This window comes from Campylobacter pinnipediorum subsp. caledonicus, from assembly GCF_002022005.1.
Taxonomy (GTDB): Bacteria; Campylobacterota; Campylobacteria; order Campylobacterales; family Campylobacteraceae; genus Campylobacter_A; species Campylobacter_A caledonicus.
The window spans coordinates 1,233,466-1,250,833 of the sequence record NZ_CP017258.1; the positions used below are offsets into that span (position 1 = coordinate 1,233,466).

The window sequence follows — 17,368 nt, forward strand, 5'->3', positions numbered from 1 at the left end:
CATTTTATTTTTTTATATCGTATAAAAAATATCCTTTTGTAAGGATAAAATATAGTAATATTTTAGTCTTTTATTTTAAATAATAAATTTCTTTTACAGCTTATCTTCTAAAAATAAATTTAAAGATATACTTCTATTGTTGTTTGAATGCGGAAATTTTTCTGTGGTTAACTTGTTTAAGAATTTTCTTACTTTTTTATTGAAATTATCATCAAGAGATAGCTTTATTATTTCATAATTAAAATTTCCGTAAGCGTCTATTAGAATTTTTATAAGAGCCTTATTATCGGAATCAGCCTTATAGCTTCTCCAAGCTCTTTCAATTTGATTTTGTATAGCACCTAGTAATGGATCATATGTTCCAGTACTTTGACTTTCTGGAGTTTTTGCTACTTCGTCTATTTTTAAACTTTCTATGATATTTGTCGCTTTGTTTATTTTTGTTGTTGAGTTTTTTTTCTCATCTTTTTTTCTGCTTTGTATTTTTGTACTTTTTTTCTCTTTTTGCTGTAATTGTTTTGTATCTATATCTTTAAATAAGTCTTTTAAACTAGGTTTTTTTTCACTAACTACAACTTGCTCTTCTTCTTTTTGTGCTGCCTGTGTTGTTTGTTTATTTGTGGTGTTTGTTTTTTCTTTTTCTTCTTGCTTCTTTTCAGGTTGATCTTCTTTTGCTATTTCTTTTTCTTCTTTCTTTTCTGGTGCTTTTATCTCAGTTGATAACTCTTGTTCTACGATCATAACATCCATAAAAGAATCTTTTTTATCTGTGTATTTTTTAATTGGATCTGTAAAAGTTGAAATATTTATTAAAATAATAGCAACAATACTTACATATAAGCAAAGAGAAACCAAAAAAGAGCTTATTGTGGGAAATTTAAAATTTAACATAAAGTTATTTAATTTGTTTGCAATGCTACTTTGGTAAATCCGGAGTTTTTAAGCGTTTTTAACGCAAACATAACATCATCATATTTTAGATTTTTATCGGCTTTTATGTAAACCGGCGAGTTTTTCTCATACTTTTGCCCAATTAACAATATATTATCTGGAAATTCTTCTAAAGACATTTTATGCTGTTCTATTTTAATTTCACGTTTTTCATTTATAAAAACGGTCAAATCTTTTTGTAAGGTATTTGATGACTTTGTTTTAGAACCGGTTGGCAAGTTGATATCTTCTTGATAAACTATAGTTGGCATAGTAACCATTAATATAGCTAATAATACAAGCATAATATCAACAAGTGGTGTTATGTTTAATTCTGGCACATCATCATCAAATTTAAAATCAGCCAATTTCATCCTTTATACCAAGTATTACATCGGCTTGACGCTGCAAAACACCTATAAGTTCATATGCTTTTCTTTTTATTAGAAGATTGAAAGTATATGCTGGTATAGCGACAAATATTCCAGCCCCAGTAGCGATAAGTGCTTCTGATATAGCAGGAGCGATAACATTTAAAGATGTATTAGCACTACTTCCTAAATTAGAAAATGTTTCTAAAATAGACACTACGGTTCCAAAAAGACCTATAAATGGAGATGTAGATGCAATAATTCCAAGCCATACTAGACCGCTAGTTGACTTTCTTTCAGCTAAATTTAAAGCTATATTTAGCTTTTCTTTTGTTAAGCCATTTGAAATAAATTTCTTAAAAAAAGAATCTCTTGGTAAATTTTTAGCACCCATCAACAAAGACTCAAGAGCATTTTGTTCTTTTCTTTGAAATGCTCCAAGTCCTGTCATTCTAGAAAATAATATTGTAAAACTTATTATAAAATATAAAGAAAGCCAAGATAATACAAATATGGTTATAAAGCTACTCTTAGAAAAATAGTTTAAAACAATATCTATAGATGTCATTACTTATTTCTCGCAATATTTTCCATTTTTGATATAGTAGCAGCAAATGCATTTTTATCACTACTTATACTATTAAATAACTCCTTAGCTTTATTTAGCGAATCAGATAAATCACTTTCGCTATTTCCTGATATATAAACAGCACCATCTGCAAGTATAGTTACTTTTTCTTCATCTATCTTAGCATAACCCCAATTTATAGCAACTATATCGTGCTTGTTATCCAAATCTTGTATGTCTATTATGCCTGCTTGAAGAAGTGAAACCAAGGAAGCATGACTTGGTAAAACACCAAATTCGCCATCGCTTCCAGGCAGTACAACACTACTTACATCGCCAGAAAAAACTTGCCCTTGAGGTGTAACTATTTCTAAATGTAATTTATTCATTTATGCTTCCTTTTTAGGCTTAAGACTTAAGTTTTTCAGCTTTAGCAATAGCCTCTTCTATACTTCCAACCATATAAAATGCTGCTTCCGGAAGTTCATCATATTTACCTTCTAATATGCCTTTAAATCCGGCTATACTTTCTTCAAGACTAACATATTTTCCAGGACTACCTGTAAAAACTTCAGCAACAAAGAATGGCTGAGATAAAAATCTCTCTATCTTTCTTGCTCTATCAACTGTTAATTTATCTTCTTCGCTAAGTTCATCCATACCTAATATAGCTATGATATCTTGCAAATCTTTATATTTTTGAAGCACAGCTTGAACACCACGAGCAACTTTATAGTGTTCTTCTCCAAGAATTTGTGGGTCTAGCATACGAGATGTTGAGTCGAGTGGATCAACTGCTGGGTAGATACCTTTTTCAGCTATAGCACGGTTTAGAACTGTTGTAGCATCAAGGTGAGCAAAAACAGTTGCCGGTGCTGGGTCTGTCAAGTCATCAGCTGGAACATAAACAGCTTGAACTGATGTAATTGAACCTTTTTTTGTAGATGTAATTCTTTCTTGGAATTTACCCATTTCACTTGCTAGTGTAGGTTGATAACCAACCGCTGATGGGATACGACCAAGTAAGGCTGACATCTCTGCACCTGATTGAGAAAAACGGAATATATTATCTATAAACATCAATACATCAAGACCCATTTCATCTCTAAAATACTCAGCCATTGTTAAACCAGTAAGTGCTATACGGTTTCTTGCTCCTGGTGGTTCGTTCATCTGTCCATAGCACAGTGCAACTTTATCCAATACGTTTGACTCTTTCATTTCATGATAAAGGTCATTACCCTCTCTTGTTCTTTCACCAACGCCAGCAAATACAGAATAACCACTATGTTTAAAAGCAACATTGTGAATAAGTTCCATAATAATGACTGTTTTTCCAACTCCAGCACCACCAAATAAGCCAACTTTTCCTCCCTTTGCATAAGGAGCTAGTAAGTCAACGACTTTTATACCTGTTTCAAAAATTTCACTTTTTGTGCTTTGTTCTTCAAATGGAGGCGGATCTCTATGGATAGACCAATGATTTTCAAATTTAATATCTTCACCTTCGTCAATCAAATCACCAACAACGTTAAAAATTCTACCCAAAACCTTTTCACCAACTGGTATGCTAATAGGTGTTCCTAATGCAGTAGCTTCAAGACCTCTTGTAAGCCCTTCACTCATATCCATCGCAATAGTTCTAACTCTATTATCTCCTAAGTGTGCAGCTACTTCTAAAACCAGTCTATTTTTTTTGCCTTCAACATCAAAGAAAACTTCAATAGCTTCATTAATCTTTGGCAAATAGTCATTAAAATCAACGTCTACTACGGGACCCATTACTTGACTAATAATACCCTTCATTTATACTCCTTATCTTATTTCATTGACTCAACACCACTTATTATCTCAATAAGTTCGGTGGTTATGGATTCTTGTCTAGCTTTGTTGTAAGCTAGGTTTAACTGCTTAACTCTTTCTTTAGCGTTATTTGTTGCATTGTCCATAGCTTGCATTCTTGCACTATGTTCAGCGGCTAATGAGTCAACCAGTGAAAAATACATATTGTATTCAAAATATTTTTTAAGCAATTCATCTAAAATTTTTGAACTACCATCTTCAGGTTCAAATTCTATCAATGAATCTGTCTTTACATCAGATGTTTTTGGTGGCTCTATCGGCGCAATATCTGTAATTTTTATCTCTTGCGAAATCATATTTTTATAGCCGTTATGAACCAATATTATCTTATCTGTTACACCATTTATAAAATCATTTATAGCATCTTGTATAATTTCCTGAGATTTTTCATATGTTGGAGAAGAGCTAACACCTGCATGCTTTTTAAGTAGCTCAACACCTTGAAAATTAAAAAACTCAATGCCTTTTTTTCCAACAGCACGCAAACGAACTTTTGCATTTTGTGATTTATATTCTTCTACTAATCTTCTCACATTTTTAATGGTTTGAACATTAAATCCGCCACACAATCCTTTGTCTGCGGTAACAAAAATAATATCTACCTTTTCAACTTTCTTAGAAATATTGAAAAAATTACTTTCATTTGCAACTGCTGTATATTGGTTTATTTTATATGCTATTTCTGATAAAACCTCATTTATTTTAAGAGCATAAACTCTAGACTTTCTCGCCGCCTCTTCTGCTTTTCTAAGTTTTGCAGTAGAGACAAGCTTCATAGCTCGAGTAGTCTTTTGAGTATTTTGAACACTCTTAATTTTTCTTTTTATATCTTTTAAATTTGACATTTTTTAGCCTTAATTAGAAGAAAAAGTCGCTTTAAACTCTTTAATTACTTTATGTAAAATCTCTTCTAGCTCTTTATCTATTGCTTTTTTTGTTCTTATTTGTTCAAAAATTTCTGGTGATTTTGCTTCAACATAAGGATATAATTCAGCTTCAAATTTTGTAACACTTGAAGTTTCAATATCATCAAGATATCCTTTAGAACCAGCAAATATTATCAATACTTGATTCTCAACAGGAAGTGGAGAATAAGGAGGTTGTTTTAAAACTTCAACCATTTTTTGTCCACGCTCTAGCTGCTTTCTCGAACTTTCATCAAGATCACTTGCAAATTGAGCAAATGCTTGAAGCTCACGATATTGGGCGAGGTCTAGTCTTAAATTTCCAGAAACTTGTTTAGTAGCCTTTATCTGTGCTGAACCACCAACCCTTGAAACAGAAAGTCCAACGTTGATAGCAGGGCGAATTCCTGAGTTAAACAAGTCTGATTCTAAGAATATCTGACCATCTGTTATTGATATAACGTTTGTTGGTATATATGCAGAAACGTCACCAGCTTGTGTTTCTATGATAGGTAAAGCTGTTAAAGAACCAGCACCAAGCTCATCATTTAGTTTACTAGCTCTTTCAAGCAATCTTGAGTGTAGATAAAATACATCTCCCGGATAAGCTTCACGACCTGGAGGACGACGTAAAATAAGAGACATTTCACGATATGCTACAGCGTGTTTTGATAAATCATCATATATAATCAATGCATGACGAGAGTTATCTCTAAAATATTCACCCATTGTTACACCAGCATATGGTGCAAGATATTGTAATGCAGCGGCATCACTTGCACCAGCACTTACAACGATAGTGTAGTCCATAGCTCCATATTCTTCAAGTTTTTTTACAACTTGTGCAACTGTTGATTGCTTTTGACCTATGGCAACATATATACATACTACATCTTGACCTCTTTGGTTTATTATAGTATCTATCGCAACAGTTGTTTTTCCTGTTTGTCTATCGCCAATTATTAATTCACGTTGTCCACGACCTATCGGAACAAGTGCATCAATAGCTTTAATACCTGTTTGAAGAGGCTCGTGAACTGATTTTCTAGCCATAATTCCCTTAGCTTTTTCTTCAACGAATCTAGTTTCTGTAGCTTCTATTGGTCCTTTTGCATCTATAGGTTCACCAAGTGCATTTACAACACGACCTATTAGAGCATCACCAACTGGAACACGAAGTAGCTTTTTTAATCTTTTTACAGATGTTCCTTCTGAAATAGTATTTGTTTTACCAAGTACAACTATACCAACACTACTTTCTTCAAGGTTAAGAGCCATTCCTCTTTCGCCACTTTCAAATTCAACCATCTCGCCAGCCATAATGTTTTTAAGTCCATAAACATTTGCAACACCATCAGCAACAGATATAACCTTACCTGTCTCTTCAACATCGATATTTAATTCAAAATTTTCAATTCTCTCTTTGATGATAGTGCTAATTTCATCAGCTTTATTTTTAACACTCACGCGTATGCTCCTTCTTAAATTGCTTTTAATATATATTCGTTAATTTGTGCCTTCAGTCTATCTACCGAAAAGCTAACCTCTATGCCTAATTCATCTAATTCTACTTTTATTCCATTGTATTTCTTTTTTACAACATCAAGCTTAATGTTTGCATTAAACTTCTTTGAGAATTTCTCTTCTATATCCTCTTTTTGTTTATTGTCTAATTCAACTTCGCCATATATTTTACCAATGTAAACATTTTGCATATTAGCTTTTTTTGTTTTTAGCTCAGCCAATATAGCTGGAATTAGTTCAAGTCTTTTATTTTTAGCTAACAATTTTATTAAATTATTAAATTTATCATTACTACTTGTAGCCAATGATATTAAAAAATCAACTTTTAAATCATTTTTTAAAGCTGGCATAGTTATGATATTTTGAAATTTTTCATTTTCAAAAGCACTAGATATATTTTCCAAATTCTCAATAAAAATATCCAAATCAGTTGAAGAAGAGCCATTTAAAATAGCTTTTACATATTTTTTTGCAACTATTTCATTCATTATGCAACCTTTTTAAGTATTATATTTACAAGCTCTTTTTGATCTAATTTTAAATCTTTATTGTCAAATATGTTGTTTAATATTTCATTTACTAGATTTTTAACCATCTTTCTTTCTTCAAATTCTTTTTGTTCTTTGAAACTTTTTTCTAGGTTTAAAATATCCAGTTCGCTCTCTTTTTTGATTTTTTCTTTTATAATAATAGCCTCTTTTTTAGCAGTTTCTATAAGATTTGCAGCATTTATTTTTGAGTCTTCAACTCTTCTTAATACTTCATCTCTTTTGTTGTTTGATGCTTTTAATTTTTCTTGTATGCTATCAAGTTTATTTGCTATTGAATTTATTCTATCTAGATACATTTGTTTCAAAGGTTTTGCTATAAAATATAACAATATACCAAAAAATAATAAAAAATTAAGAGTTCTTTCTACTATATCATAGTTTGCATGTTCTGAAGATGCTAGCAAAAAAACAGGGGTCATAAAAAATAATATTTTATATTTTGAGATCATGGTTTAAATCCTTGCTATTTTATTATTTAATATTTCTTTCAACTCAGGCACTTTCAGCATGAGTTCATTTTTTAATGCATCTTTTTTGCTGTTTAATTCTTCTGTAAATTTTAAATATTCTTCTTCAAGATGTAATTTTTTTTGTTTTATTTCAGCTTGTGCTAATGTTTTTGAAGAATTTAAAGCTTCTTGTTTTATAGCATTTGCTTCATTTCTTGCATTTGAAATAATGCTTTGTATCTCTTGTTCGTAAACTCCAAGGTCGCTGTTATTTTTGTTAACACTATCCTCTTTATCTTTTATAAAAGTATTTCTGTCATCTAGAAATTTAAGCATTGGCTTATAAAGCAATGAATTTAAAACAGCAATTAGAATCAGAAAAATAATAGCTGTTAAGATAACAAGACTAGGATTTATTTCTAACATCTATCCTCCTTAATTTTTATAAATAATTTAAATTACCAATGATTTTACAATAAAATACAAAAAAGTTATATTAAATTTTTGAAAATTATTCTAATTTATCTAAAAATGCTTGAATTTGCGAAACATCTTTAAATTCTAAAATAACTTTTTTATTTTGAATTTTTGTTTTTATTTTAAAATTTTCAAGTGATTTTTTTAATCTTATTAGCTCATTTTGATGTTCAAATTCCACGCTTTGTTTTTTATTGGTTGACACGTTTTTGGTTTTTAGTTTTTTTACTAATTTTTCCGTGTCTCTAACGTTTAGTTTTTGACCGATTATTGTATCTACGATAAGTTTTTCATTCTCAGGACTTAAACCAACTATGATTTTAGCATGACCCTGGGAAAGTTTTTCTTCTACCAATAAATCCTGTGTTGAAGGAAGTAAGGTTAACAATCTCATTGTGTTTGTTATTTGTGTTCTTGACTTATGTAAGATATCAGCCAAAGCCTCTTGTGTGATTTGATATTCGTTTATCAGCTCTTTGTATGATAATGCAAGCTCTATTGAGTTTAGGTTCTCTCTTTGTATATTTTCAATAAGAGCAAGTTCTCTTAGATTATTAGATTCTATATCGGCTATTATTGCTGAGATTTTTTCTTTGCCAAGAAGTTTTGTTGCCCTAAGTCTTCGCTCTCCTGCTATAAGCATATAGCCATCATCTTTTTGAATAACAACTATTGGTTGAATTAGTCCGTGTCTTTTTATGCTTTCGCTAAGTTCATCAAGTGCTTCTTTGTTGAAATTTTTTCTTGGTTGATATGGGTTATTTGATATAAGCGAGATATTTATTTGTTTTACTATGCTTTTATCGGTTTCAAATACTTTGTTGTAAGCGGCTTCAACATCGCTAAATACAACACCAAAATCTCTTCCGCCAAGTCCTGTTTTTTTTGCCATTATTACTCCAAGATAGAATATGCTAAGTTTTGATATGCTAAAGAACCAGCTGATTTTATATCATACAATATGACCGGTTTGCCAAAGCTAGGGCTTTCAGCTAGCTTAACATTTCTTGGGATTACAACCAAATCATCATCTGGGTTTAGTCCACACATAAAAAGCTTATGCTTAAAATGTTGTTTTAGATTTGTTACAACATCTTTTGCTAGATTATTTTGAGAGCTAAACATAGTTGGCAAAAATCCTTTTACGTTAAGCTTTGGATTTGTTTCACTTTTTACTAGTTTGATTGTATTTAACATCATTGCAAGACCTTCCAATGCATAAAATTCGCACTGAACAGGTATGATAACACTATCACTTGCACTTAATGCATTTATAGTCAGGCTTCCAAGCGCCGGAGGACTGTCTATTATAACAAAATCATAATCGCTTCTTATCTCATCAAGTTTGTTTTTTAATACAAGTTTAAAATCCCTGCTCTTATCATCAAATTCTCTTTCTATTCCTACTAAGCCTATATTTGCAGGTGCCAAAAATAGAGTTGGTATCTGTGTTTTTAGCACTATTTCTGATAATTTTTTTGATCCTGTTAAGACATGATAGATATTAAACTCATAATCACTTCTATTAAAGCCCATGCCAGTTGTAGCATTTGCTTGTGGATCTATATCTATAAGCAGAACTTTTTTTTCTGCTACAGCTAGAGAAGCTGCTAAATTTACAGCAGTTGTTGTTTTACCAACTCCACCTTTTTGGTTTGCTATAGTTATTACTTCACTCATCTTAAAGAATACACCTTTTTATTGTTTATAAAAATAGCTCCATCTTCACAAAGCGTAGCTTGCGACAGATCAACACTATATCCATCAATATGTGTTATGAACTTTTTTGATTTTTCGAATTCTATCTTAAATTTGCTAAAAATATGCTTCCATGAAATCATTTTATCTATTTGCTCGCAAAAGCCCCATACTATGCTATCTGCCGACAAATTTATATCTAAAATGTCCGCATTTTCTGGAGATTTAACTAAATTTAATCCTAAGCTAATTATGTAATTGTCGTTTATTTTTGTGCTTAAAATTCCACCTATTTTCCTATCATTTATATAAAAATCATTAGGCCATTTTACCCATACATTTGACCCAAATGATTTAAGATATTCTTTTAAAATCATAGAAAAATATATAGATATTGAGGCATCATTTAAATCATTTGGTATACTGTTTTTATCAACACAAACAGACAAAAAAAGATTGCCTTCATATCCAAGCCAACTATTACCACGACTACCAACACCATTTGTTTGTATCTTGGTTGATATAGTATGGGGCGGTTTTATGGCATTTGATTTTAGCAAATTTACTAAATGCAGATGTGTTGATTCACATTCATCAAGAAATTCTACTACCAACTTTAAGCCTCTTTCCATTTATAAAATCTATAGCCTTAACCGCCTTTTTACCAGGTTCTTGTATGCTAAAAATTTCTACCGAAAAATCACGTGTAGCAACAAAAAAGCTTTTTTCGGTTATATCTATTATTTCTTCGCAATTACCCTTTTTATTACTTGGTTTTAAATCAATAATTTTTAATCCATTTTCTAAAAATATACTAGGCCAAGGATCAAAAGCTCTAAATTTATTATAAATTTCAGCCGTTGTATCTTTAAAACTAACAAGCCCCATTTGTTTTGTGATTTTTTTGCAATAACTTGCATTGCCTTCATCTTGTTTTATATGTTTTAGAGTATTGAAATTTTTAAGTGTAGATATGATTAATCTCCCAGCCATTTGAGCTAATTCATCAAACAACTCTTTGCTTGTTTTGTGCTCACAGGTTGTATACTCAAACTCAAGCATATCGCCTGTATCAAGCCCTTCATTCATAAGCATCGTTGTTACTCCGGTTTGTTTTTCTCCAGCTAATAATGCTGATTGGATAGGGCTAGCGCCTCTATATTTTGGTAAAATAGATGCATGTAAGTTTATACAGGGGGTTATTTTTAAAATATCTTTTGGTAAAATTTTACCATAAGCAGCAACAACTATAAAATCAGGATTTAATTCTTTTATTTTTTTTATTGTATCCTCATCCCTCAAATTTTTTGGCTGAAAAATATCTATTTTGTATCCATTTTCTTGTAAAAATAGCTTCACACTTGGCGGTGTTAAAATTTGTTTTCTTCCCACTGGTCTATCTGGATTTGTAAAAACAGCTAATACTTCTATACCTTCAATTAAAATTTGACGCAAAATCTCAGTAGCATAATCAGGCGTTCCCATAAAAATTATCTTCATAAATTCCCCCTTTTTGATAAATTTCTAAATAAATAAAAAATGAATATTATCTTAAATATGATTAAAAAGCGTTTTAATCGAGAAAATTTATAAATGCAATAAATTTATATTTGATTAATATGTTTTATTTTATTATAGCGACACTCAATAAACTAAAAATAAAAAATTAATTCCAAGGATTAATGACGGATGCTATAAATTTTTAATAAAAATTTATAAAGGGCAATAAAGGCGAAAATAATACAGCAAAAGTTATTAGCAAAATTTTAAATAGCAAAGATAATCAAAATTATTATTTAATGCCAACAAGTAAGCATAGATGTATATAATAGAAAATTAGATGGTGCGACCTGCGAGACTTGAACTCGCACACCTACTGGCACTACCCCCTCAAGATAGCGTGTCTACCAATTCCACCAAGGTCGCAAAGATAATATGCCCTATAAAATATAGAGCATAAAAAATTATTTATTATCCAAGCATAGGGTTACCGTATAGAACGATAAGAGTTATAACCAATGCGTAAATAACTTGTGCTTCGACCATCGCAAGAGCAACAAACATGGTTGTCATAAGCTTACTAGCAACGCCGGGATTTCTAGCTGTTCCACTAATAGTAGCAGCAGCGGTATTTCCCATACCTATAGCACCACCAAGAGCAGCAAGGCCAAGACCTATACCAGCAGCTAAAACAGAAGCTGATCTAATCATTGAGTTGTTCATTTCACCATCTGCACCTGCAGCAAATGCAAAAGCAGTGAGAGATAAAAGTAATAAAACGATTTTTTTCATCGTCATTCTCCTTAAAATTTTAAAGCTTATTTCGGATCTATCCCCTACTTTATAAAGCCTTATGAGCTGAAATAATACATAAAAAAAGCTTTGTTTTACTTAAAATACACTATATATTTTCTAATTTTATGTTAAATATATTTTATTAGCTCATGCCTACAAAATGTTTTATGTTAGGTTTTTCTCCTTGATGATATGCATTAACTTCTGCTTGAAGCATAGCATCAACCTTAGAAACCCTATTGTGCTGCCTTAAATGCTCTGCCCAATTTTCAACAAAAAACCATTCAAGCAAAATTTCCTCATCGTGAGTGCTTTGAACTATCCCCCAAGCATACGCACCATCTTTTTTTCTATGTTCTGCTAGTTTTTTTATTTTATGTAAAAACTCTTCTTGGTCTGATTTTTTTACTAAATACTCAACTTGAACCAAAACAGGCGAACGATGTAAATCTATCTTAGAATGAGTATATGACTCTTCCCAATGCTGTGCTGGATTTAAATCATCTTCTCCAAGTGGTAGTTTTTTTCTACTAGCTAAAATATTTGCTACAACTAGCAAAATAGCAGCCCCAACCAAAGTAAGGCTTATACCAATATACTGAGCAACAACACCCCATATCAAACTACCAGCAGTCATTGCGCCATTAAAGGTAGTAATATATATGGCAAGTGAGCGACCACGAACCCAATTTGGCAATATAGTTTGAGTTACACTATTAAGAGTTGTTAAAGCTATAATCCAAGCTGAAGCTAAGAAAAATACAGCAATTACAGCTATAAATTTAGGTGGCGCAAAAGACAAACCAAGCATAACAATGCCGCTTAAAATAGCTGATAATACTATTAACTTGTCAGAATCAAACCTTTTTCTTAGTCTTGGAAGAACAATAGCACCAAGACCTATTGAAGCCAAAAGTATTCCGTAAAATCCAACATGCCTGATAAAAGCTTACGAGCGACCAAAGGAAGTAAAGCCCACATAGCACTAACAAATATAAAATATATAATAGTTCTAAACAAAACTGCATGTAAAGGTTTGCTTGATTTTGCATATCTAAGACCTGCTCTAAAAGCACCGCCAAAGTTTTCAAAAAGCTCATCTTTAACTTTTACTTGTGGCTTCCACCAAAGTAAAGCAGAGATAACAAAAACATAGCTTATAACATCCATTCCATAAGCAAAATAAGCACCAAACTGAGCTAAAACAACACCACCCACAGCAGGCCCAACAGCCCTTGCTATATTTATCACTAATGAATTTAAAGCGACTGCGTTTTTTAACTCTTTGCGTTGCACTAATTCAGGAACTATTGTCTGCCAAGTAGGTTCCATTAAAGCAGCACCTATACCACCAACAAAGGTAAACAAAACCAAAGTAGCAACAGACTGGAGTCCAGTCATAGATAAAAACATCAAGCTAATACTGCTTGAAGCTAATAAAAGCTGTATTGCTATTAGAAATTTACGCCTATCTAAAATACCCCAGCTGGTATAGCAAGTAAAAATACAGGTAATGTTGTAGCCGCTTGTATCAAAGAAACAGCAGCAGGTGAAGCAGAAAGGTCTGTTATAAGCCAACTACTTGCAACATCTCGTATAAATCTTGTATATTATTGAGTTAAAAGTGAAGTAATTTTACTACCTAAGTAGCAATAGAGGAAAGTTTTTATTTTCAAAAATAAATATTATGATTTTAGTAATACAAAAAATCATTTGCTCTCCTTTTTTAAATTTTTGCTATACATTATGCCAGCTCTTGCCAAACCATATAACACATAAGCGCTTGTTATAACCATAGAGCTTTCTAGTGGATATAAATACAACATGGAAAAGGTAACAACAAGTCCAATCAATGTTCTTAAAACATGCATCTGTTTTAGGTTTATCTTTTTAAAGCTAGGATAACGAATATTACTTACCATCAACATACCCAAAATGGCTTTAAAAAACATAAAAACTAGTTCAAACCCTTTCAAAAAATCATACTCTATATAAAATCCTACCCATACCACAGAAACTATAGCCGCGGTAGGTATAGGTAGTCCTATAAAAACATTTGGTTCATAAGTGCCAGTTGTTACATTAAAGCGAGCCAATCTTATGGCTCCAAAAACAACAAAAATAGCACTAATTAAAGCTCCAAATTTACCAAATTGATACCCAATAGCGAGATAAAAAAGAATACTTGGAGCAACACCAAAAGCAACCAAATCAGCTAAGCTATCAAATTCAACACCAAATTTACTAGTAGTTTTGGTAAGTCTTGCTACACGACCATCTAATCCATCAAAAATCAAAGACAAAAATACATAAAGTATAGCTTTAGAATACTGTCCATTGATAGATGAAATTATACTCACAACACCAGTAAAAGCACTAGCTGCTGTAAATAAATTTGGTAAGACATACATAAGCTGTATTTTTTTTAATTCATTCATAATTCAAAATCCAATAATTAATAAATTTTATAAAAATCTACGGATGATTTTACCGTAGATTTTTTAATTAAACCTTGTTGTCAGAAAAATCATCTTTTGAATTATCTAAGCGAGTAGGCATGTTATTTACTTCCTCATAATTTGCTATAATTTCTCTAACTTTTTCACCACTAATTGTTTCTTCTTCATATAATGCTTTTACCATATCTTCTATCGCACCGCTATAAGTTTTGAGTGTTTGTAAAACTTCGGCATATCTAGTATCAAGCATATTTTTTACAAATTCATCAACTTTTTCAGCCATCTTATCACTATAATCTTTTATGCTTTGACCACCTAAAAAATTATTTCTTTGTTTCTCAAGCACCATAAGTCCAGCAACATCACTCATGCCATAAATACTAATCATAGCTTTTAATATATCTGTTGCTCTTTCTAGATCATTGCTAGCGCCTGTTGAAATCTCTTTTATAAAAATCTCTTCGGCCGCTCTACCAGCAAGCAATACATCAACTTCAGCCAAAAGTTCATGCTTTTGCATCATAAATTTATTTTCTTCTGGAGTATTTAGCGTATACCCTAGAGCTGCCAAACCACGAGGTATAACAGAAACCTTACTAACCTTTTTAGCACCTTTAGTAACTTCAGCTATCAAGGCATGTCCACTTTCATGATAAGTTACTATCTTTTTCTCTTTAGGATTTACTCTGCGTGATTTTTTTTCTAGTCCAGCTATTGATCTCTCAACAGCCTCTACAAGATCATTTTGTTCTACAACTTTTTTTGAATTTCTACCAGCAAGTAAAGCTGCTTCATTTATTATATTTTGTAAATCAGCTCCAGCCAAACCAGTTGTTAATCTTCCGATCTCTTCTAAGTTTACATCATCTGAAACTTTAACATCTTTCATGTGAACTTTTAATATATCTATCCTGCCTTTAAAATCAGGTTTATCTACTAAAACTTGTCTATCAAAACGACCAGGTCTAAGTAAAGCAGCGTCCAAAACCTCTGGTCTATTTGTAGCAGCTATAACTATAACAGGAGCCTTATCAGCATCAAAACCATCCATTTCAGATAAAAGTTGATTTAAAGTTTGTTCTCTTTCATCGTTTCCTCCCATAGGGCTTGAGTTTCTACTCTTTCCTATAGCATCTATCTCATCTATAAAGACAATGGCTGGAGATTCTTTTTTTGCATTTTCAAAAAGATCCCTAACACGGCTAGCACCAACACCAACAAACATCTCTATAAAACTAGAAGCGGACATTGAGAAAAATGGAACATTTGCTTCGCCGGCAACAGCTCTTGCAAGCAATGTTTTACCTGTTCCTGGAGGCCCAACCAACAAAATGCCCTTTGGTATTTTTGCACCGAGACGAAGATATTTATCTGGATTTTTAAGATAATCAACAATCTCCTCAACTTCTTCTTTTGCTTCTTCTACGCCTGCAACATCATTAAATGTAGTTTTTGGTTTTTCAGAGTTTATAAGCTTTTTGGCACTTCCTATACCTAAAATTCCTCCGCCCATATTTTTTTGCATTCTACTAGCCAAAAACATCCAAATTCCAAAAAATATAAAAACAGGAAGAACCCAAGAAAAAAGTAACTCACTAAACCAATTCGTATCACTATATGCTCCAAACTCAACACCATTTTGCTCAAGCATAGGTATCAATGTTGGGTCAGAAACTCTTTTTACTATATAAACATATCTATCATTTGATACTGCTTTAATTGTGCTGTCTGATATAGCTACTTGTGTTATTTGTTTACCTCTAACCATATCTTTAAAATCAGAATATGCTATATTTTTCGTTTGAGCATTAGAGCCAATAGAGCCCATCATGCTGTCTCCAGTTAAACTTCTGAAAATCAATATAATCACAATAGAAAAAATAGCAAAAATAAAAATTGGATTCTTATTAAAGAAATTGCCATTATCGTTATTATTTTGTTTTTTATTATTCATTAATTTCCTCTTAAAAATTATTTTTTAAACACAAAACTAACCCAATCATTAAGCTGTTTTTGTTCAACTAATTCAAACTCTTTAAAAGTATCTTTGATACGAGTTTCATATTTTGCTAATATGCCCGACAAAACTAAGTATGCACCATCTTTTAAAATATTTTTTAAATCTTTTTCAAGCATAAATATAACATCAGCTATAATATTTGCAACAACAATATCATATTTAATATTTAAATCAGATATTGAACCTGTCCATATTTTATTATATTTAACATTATTTAATTTTGCATTTTCAATAGAGCTTTTAACAGCCTGCTCATCTGTATCACAAGCATCAACGACGCAACCAAGTTTTGACATCAATATACTAAGTATTCCGCTACCACAACCAACATCTATTGCATGTAAATTTTCTTTTGCATATTTTTGTAAAAATAAAACACAAGAGCTTGTGCTTTCATGATGACCTGACCCAAAAGCAAGTGCTGGGTCTATTATTATATTTTTGACACCATCAAGCTCTTTTTCCCAACTAGGGCGTATATAAAAATTATCCAACAAAATTGGTTTAATAGCTTGTTTATATTCATTTATCCAATCTTTGTTTTCTCTAATACTTAAATTAGTTACCAAATCACTATCAATATTTAAAGTTTGGCAAATTCTATCTATATATTCTTTTATACCCCACTCAACTTCACTCAAATCAGATTCATCGCGCAACAAAATTTCATTATTCTCACACTCTTCCACACAAGTAAAGCCAAGTAAAAAAATAAACTCCAATATCTCAGGGTAAAATTTAAGTGTTTTAACACTTAACTCATAAAAATTATCTTTCATTAACCTAAAACGTCTTCAAGTTTTTCTTTTAAAACTTGCGGTGTAAAAGGTTTTACTATGTAGTTATTTACACCGGCTTTTAAAGCAGTTATAACCTCAGCTTTTCCGCCTTCTGTTGTTACCATTATTATCGGCATATCAACATATTTTTCCTCTGCACGAACTTTTTTAACAAGCTCTAACCCATTCATTTCAGGCATATTCCAGTCAGTTATTAAAACATTAATATCACTATGTTGTCCTAATAAATTCCAAGCCTCGCTACCATGCTCGGCCTCTAAAATATCTTGATGGCCAAGCCTTTGCAAAGTATTTTTTATGATTCTTCTCATAGTTGAACTATCATCTACTACTAATATTTTCACATAATATCCTTTTTAAAAAAAATGCTTTATTCTATCAAAAAATCTATTTATTAAAGCTTTAATTATTCTAAAAGATAAAAAAAGCTCTCTTATTTTTATAATTATTACTATTTA

At 31.4% G+C, this 17,368-nt stretch carries 20 protein-coding genes, 1 tRNA gene and 1 pseudogene; all 22 read right to left on the reverse strand.

The genetic code is table 11. The features are described 5' to 3' along the window. Nucleotides 1-93 precede the first annotated feature (93 nt). Nucleotides 94-891: a TonB C-terminal domain-containing protein gene (locus CPIN18021_RS06285; RefSeq protein WP_193431643.1), complete on the reverse strand. Its 798-nt coding sequence runs from the start codon at nucleotides 889-891 to the stop codon at nucleotides 94-96. 8 nt (nucleotides 892-899) lie between these two features. Next, on the reverse strand, nucleotides 900-1,298 hold the full coding sequence (locus CPIN18021_RS06290) for a biopolymer transporter ExbD (RefSeq protein ID WP_372236849.1): 399 nt from the start codon (nucleotides 1,296-1,298) through the stop codon (nucleotides 900-902). Continuing rightward, nucleotides 1,291-1,869, reverse strand: coding sequence for a MotA/TolQ/ExbB proton channel family protein (locus tag CPIN18021_RS06295; protein ID WP_078423605.1), 579 nt, complete (start codon nucleotides 1,867-1,869; stop codon nucleotides 1,291-1,293). Before CPIN18021_RS06295 ends, CPIN18021_RS06290 begins: the two co-directional genes overlap by 8 nt. Next, on the reverse strand, nucleotides 1,869-2,258 hold the full coding sequence (atpC, locus tag CPIN18021_RS06300) for an ATP synthase F1 subunit epsilon (protein ID WP_078423606.1): 390 nt from the start codon (nucleotides 2,256-2,258) through the stop codon (nucleotides 1,869-1,871). The genes CPIN18021_RS06295 and atpC overlap by 1 nt, the downstream gene beginning before the upstream one ends. A gap of 19 nt (nucleotides 2,259-2,277) precedes the next feature. Beyond that, a complete protein-coding gene (gene atpD / locus CPIN18021_RS06305) occupies nucleotides 2,278-3,675 on the reverse strand; it encodes a F0F1 ATP synthase subunit beta (RefSeq protein ID WP_078423607.1) in 1,398 nt (465 codons plus the stop codon). A 14-nt stretch (nucleotides 3,676-3,689) separates the two neighbouring features. Next, entirely contained in the window at nucleotides 3,690-4,577 is an 888-nt protein-coding gene (gene atpG, locus CPIN18021_RS06310) for an ATP synthase F1 subunit gamma (protein WP_078423608.1), read from the reverse strand. Between the two features lie 9 nt (nucleotides 4,578-4,586). After that, nucleotides 4,587-6,104 carry a F0F1 ATP synthase subunit alpha gene (gene atpA, locus CPIN18021_RS06315; RefSeq protein ID WP_078424660.1) on the reverse strand — a complete coding sequence of 506 codons (1,518 nt, stop codon included), beginning with the start codon at nucleotides 6,102-6,104 and terminating at the stop codon, nucleotides 4,587-4,589. A gap of 14 nt (nucleotides 6,105-6,118) precedes the next feature. Then, on the reverse strand, nucleotides 6,119-6,649 hold the full coding sequence (locus CPIN18021_RS06320; RefSeq protein ID WP_078423610.1) for a F0F1 ATP synthase subunit delta: 531 nt from the start codon (nucleotides 6,647-6,649) through the stop codon (nucleotides 6,119-6,121). Continuing rightward, nucleotides 6,649-7,161 carry a F0F1 ATP synthase subunit B gene (locus CPIN18021_RS06325; protein WP_078424661.1) on the reverse strand — a complete coding sequence of 171 codons (513 nt, stop codon included), beginning with the start codon at nucleotides 7,159-7,161 and terminating at the stop codon, nucleotides 6,649-6,651. The genes CPIN18021_RS06320 and CPIN18021_RS06325 overlap by 1 nt, the downstream gene beginning before the upstream one ends. A 3-nt stretch (nucleotides 7,162-7,164) precedes the next feature. Continuing rightward, nucleotides 7,165-7,587, reverse strand: a complete 423-nt coding sequence (locus CPIN18021_RS06330) for a FoF1 ATP synthase subunit B' (RefSeq protein ID WP_078423612.1) — start codon at nucleotides 7,585-7,587, stop codon at nucleotides 7,165-7,167. Nucleotides 7,588-7,672: 85 nt separating this feature from the next. Further along, nucleotides 7,673-8,530 (reverse strand): ParB/RepB/Spo0J family partition protein, encoded by an 858-nt coding sequence (locus tag CPIN18021_RS06335; protein ID WP_078423613.1) that lies wholly within the window; start codon nucleotides 8,528-8,530, stop codon nucleotides 7,673-7,675. A gap of 2 nt (nucleotides 8,531-8,532) precedes the next feature. Next, nucleotides 8,533-9,318, reverse strand: coding sequence for a ParA family protein (locus CPIN18021_RS06340; protein WP_069633433.1), 786 nt, complete (start codon nucleotides 9,316-9,318; stop codon nucleotides 8,533-8,535). Next, complete coding sequence (locus CPIN18021_RS06345; RefSeq protein WP_078424884.1) at nucleotides 9,315-9,950, reverse strand: biotin--[acetyl-CoA-carboxylase] ligase; 636 nt, start codon at nucleotides 9,948-9,950, stop codon at nucleotides 9,315-9,317. Before CPIN18021_RS06345 ends, CPIN18021_RS06340 begins: the two co-directional genes overlap by 4 nt. After that, nucleotides 9,931-10,836: a methionyl-tRNA formyltransferase gene (gene fmt, locus CPIN18021_RS06350; protein WP_078424662.1), complete on the reverse strand. Its 906-nt coding sequence runs from the start codon at nucleotides 10,834-10,836 to the stop codon at nucleotides 9,931-9,933. The genes CPIN18021_RS06345 and fmt overlap by 20 nt, the downstream gene beginning before the upstream one ends. Before the next feature lie 341 nt (nucleotides 10,837-11,177). Next, nucleotides 11,178-11,262, reverse strand: a tRNA-Leu gene (locus CPIN18021_RS06355). 45 nt (nucleotides 11,263-11,307) lie between these two features. Next, complete coding sequence (locus tag CPIN18021_RS06360) at nucleotides 11,308-11,628, reverse strand: F0F1 ATP synthase subunit C (protein WP_078423615.1); 321 nt, start codon at nucleotides 11,626-11,628, stop codon at nucleotides 11,308-11,310. A gap of 145 nt (nucleotides 11,629-11,773) precedes the next feature. Then, nucleotides 11,774-12,544, reverse strand: a complete 771-nt coding sequence (locus tag CPIN18021_RS09095) for an MFS transporter (RefSeq protein WP_219335848.1) — start codon at nucleotides 12,542-12,544, stop codon at nucleotides 11,774-11,776. Next, nucleotides 12,532-13,229, reverse strand: a pseudogene (locus tag CPIN18021_RS09100) (MFS transporter). The gene CPIN18021_RS09095 and the pseudogene CPIN18021_RS09100 overlap by 13 nt, the downstream one beginning before the upstream one ends. Before the next feature lie 111 nt (nucleotides 13,230-13,340). Continuing rightward, nucleotides 13,341-14,069: a CDP-diacylglycerol--serine O-phosphatidyltransferase gene (pssA, locus tag CPIN18021_RS06370; RefSeq protein ID WP_078423616.1), complete on the reverse strand. Its 729-nt coding sequence runs from the start codon at nucleotides 14,067-14,069 to the stop codon at nucleotides 13,341-13,343. A 67-nt stretch (nucleotides 14,070-14,136) separates the two neighbouring features. Beyond that, nucleotides 14,137-16,044: an ATP-dependent zinc metalloprotease FtsH gene (ftsH, locus tag CPIN18021_RS06375; protein ID WP_078424663.1), complete on the reverse strand. Its 1,908-nt coding sequence runs from the start codon at nucleotides 16,042-16,044 to the stop codon at nucleotides 14,137-14,139. A 17-nt stretch (nucleotides 16,045-16,061) separates the two neighbouring features. Then, nucleotides 16,062-16,889 carry a 50S ribosomal protein L11 methyltransferase gene (locus CPIN18021_RS06380; protein ID WP_078424664.1) on the reverse strand — a complete coding sequence of 276 codons (828 nt, stop codon included), beginning with the start codon at nucleotides 16,887-16,889 and terminating at the stop codon, nucleotides 16,062-16,064. After that, the gene (locus tag CPIN18021_RS06385; protein ID WP_078424665.1) at nucleotides 16,889-17,254 is read right to left on the reverse strand and encodes a chemotaxis response regulator CheY; all 366 of its coding nucleotides are present in this window, start codon (nucleotides 17,252-17,254) and stop codon (nucleotides 16,889-16,891) included. Before CPIN18021_RS06385 ends, CPIN18021_RS06380 begins: the two co-directional genes overlap by 1 nt. Nucleotides 17,255-17,368: the final 114 nt, after the last annotated feature.

What these genes read in the sequence shown, in the direction of transcription:
- CPIN18021_RS06335 (WP_078423613.1), bottom strand. Translation starts at nt 8,530, where the DNA reads ATGGCAAAAAAAACAGGACTTGGCGGAAGAGATTTTGGTGTTGTATTT.
- atpD (WP_078423607.1), bottom strand. Translation starts at nt 3,675, where the DNA reads ATGAAGGGTATTATTAGTCAAGTAATGGGTCCCGTAGTAGACGTTGAT.
- CPIN18021_RS06295 (WP_078423605.1), bottom strand. Translation starts at nt 1,869, where the DNA reads ATGACATCTATAGATATTGTTTTAAACTATTTTTCTAAGAGTAGCTTT.
- pssA (WP_078423616.1), bottom strand. Translation starts at nt 14,069, where the DNA reads ATGAATGAATTAAAAAAAATACAGCTTATGTATGTCTTACCAAATTTA.
- fmt (WP_078424662.1), bottom strand. Translation starts at nt 10,836, where the DNA reads ATGAAGATAATTTTTATGGGAACGCCTGATTATGCTACTGAGATTTTG.
- CPIN18021_RS06325 (WP_078424661.1), bottom strand. Translation starts at nt 7,161, where the DNA reads ATGATCTCAAAATATAAAATATTATTTTTTATGACCCCTGTTTTTTTG.
- CPIN18021_RS06340 (WP_069633433.1), bottom strand. Translation starts at nt 9,318, where the DNA reads ATGAGTGAAGTAATAACTATAGCAAACCAAAAAGGTGGAGTTGGTAAA.
- CPIN18021_RS06320 (WP_078423610.1), bottom strand. Translation starts at nt 6,649, where the DNA reads ATGAATGAAATAGTTGCAAAAAAATATGTAAAAGCTATTTTAAATGGC.
- atpC (WP_078423606.1), bottom strand. Translation starts at nt 2,258, where the DNA reads ATGAATAAATTACATTTAGAAATAGTTACACCTCAAGGGCAAGTTTTT.
- CPIN18021_RS06360 (WP_078423615.1), bottom strand. Translation starts at nt 11,628, where the DNA reads ATGAAAAAAATCGTTTTATTACTTTTATCTCTCACTGCTTTTGCATTT.
- CPIN18021_RS06330 (WP_078423612.1), bottom strand. Translation starts at nt 7,587, where the DNA reads ATGTTAGAAATAAATCCTAGTCTTGTTATCTTAACAGCTATTATTTTT.
- CPIN18021_RS06380 (WP_078424664.1), bottom strand. Translation starts at nt 16,889, where the DNA reads ATGAAAGATAATTTTTATGAGTTAAGTGTTAAAACACTTAAATTTTAC.
- atpG (WP_078423608.1), bottom strand. Translation starts at nt 4,577, where the DNA reads ATGTCAAATTTAAAAGATATAAAAAGAAAAATTAAGAGTGTTCAAAAT.
- ftsH (WP_078424663.1), bottom strand. Translation starts at nt 16,044, where the DNA reads ATGAATAATAAAAAACAAAATAATAACGATAATGGCAATTTCTTTAAT.
- CPIN18021_RS06285 (WP_193431643.1), bottom strand. Translation starts at nt 891, where the DNA reads ATGTTAAATTTTAAATTTCCCACAATAAGCTCTTTTTTGGTTTCTCTT.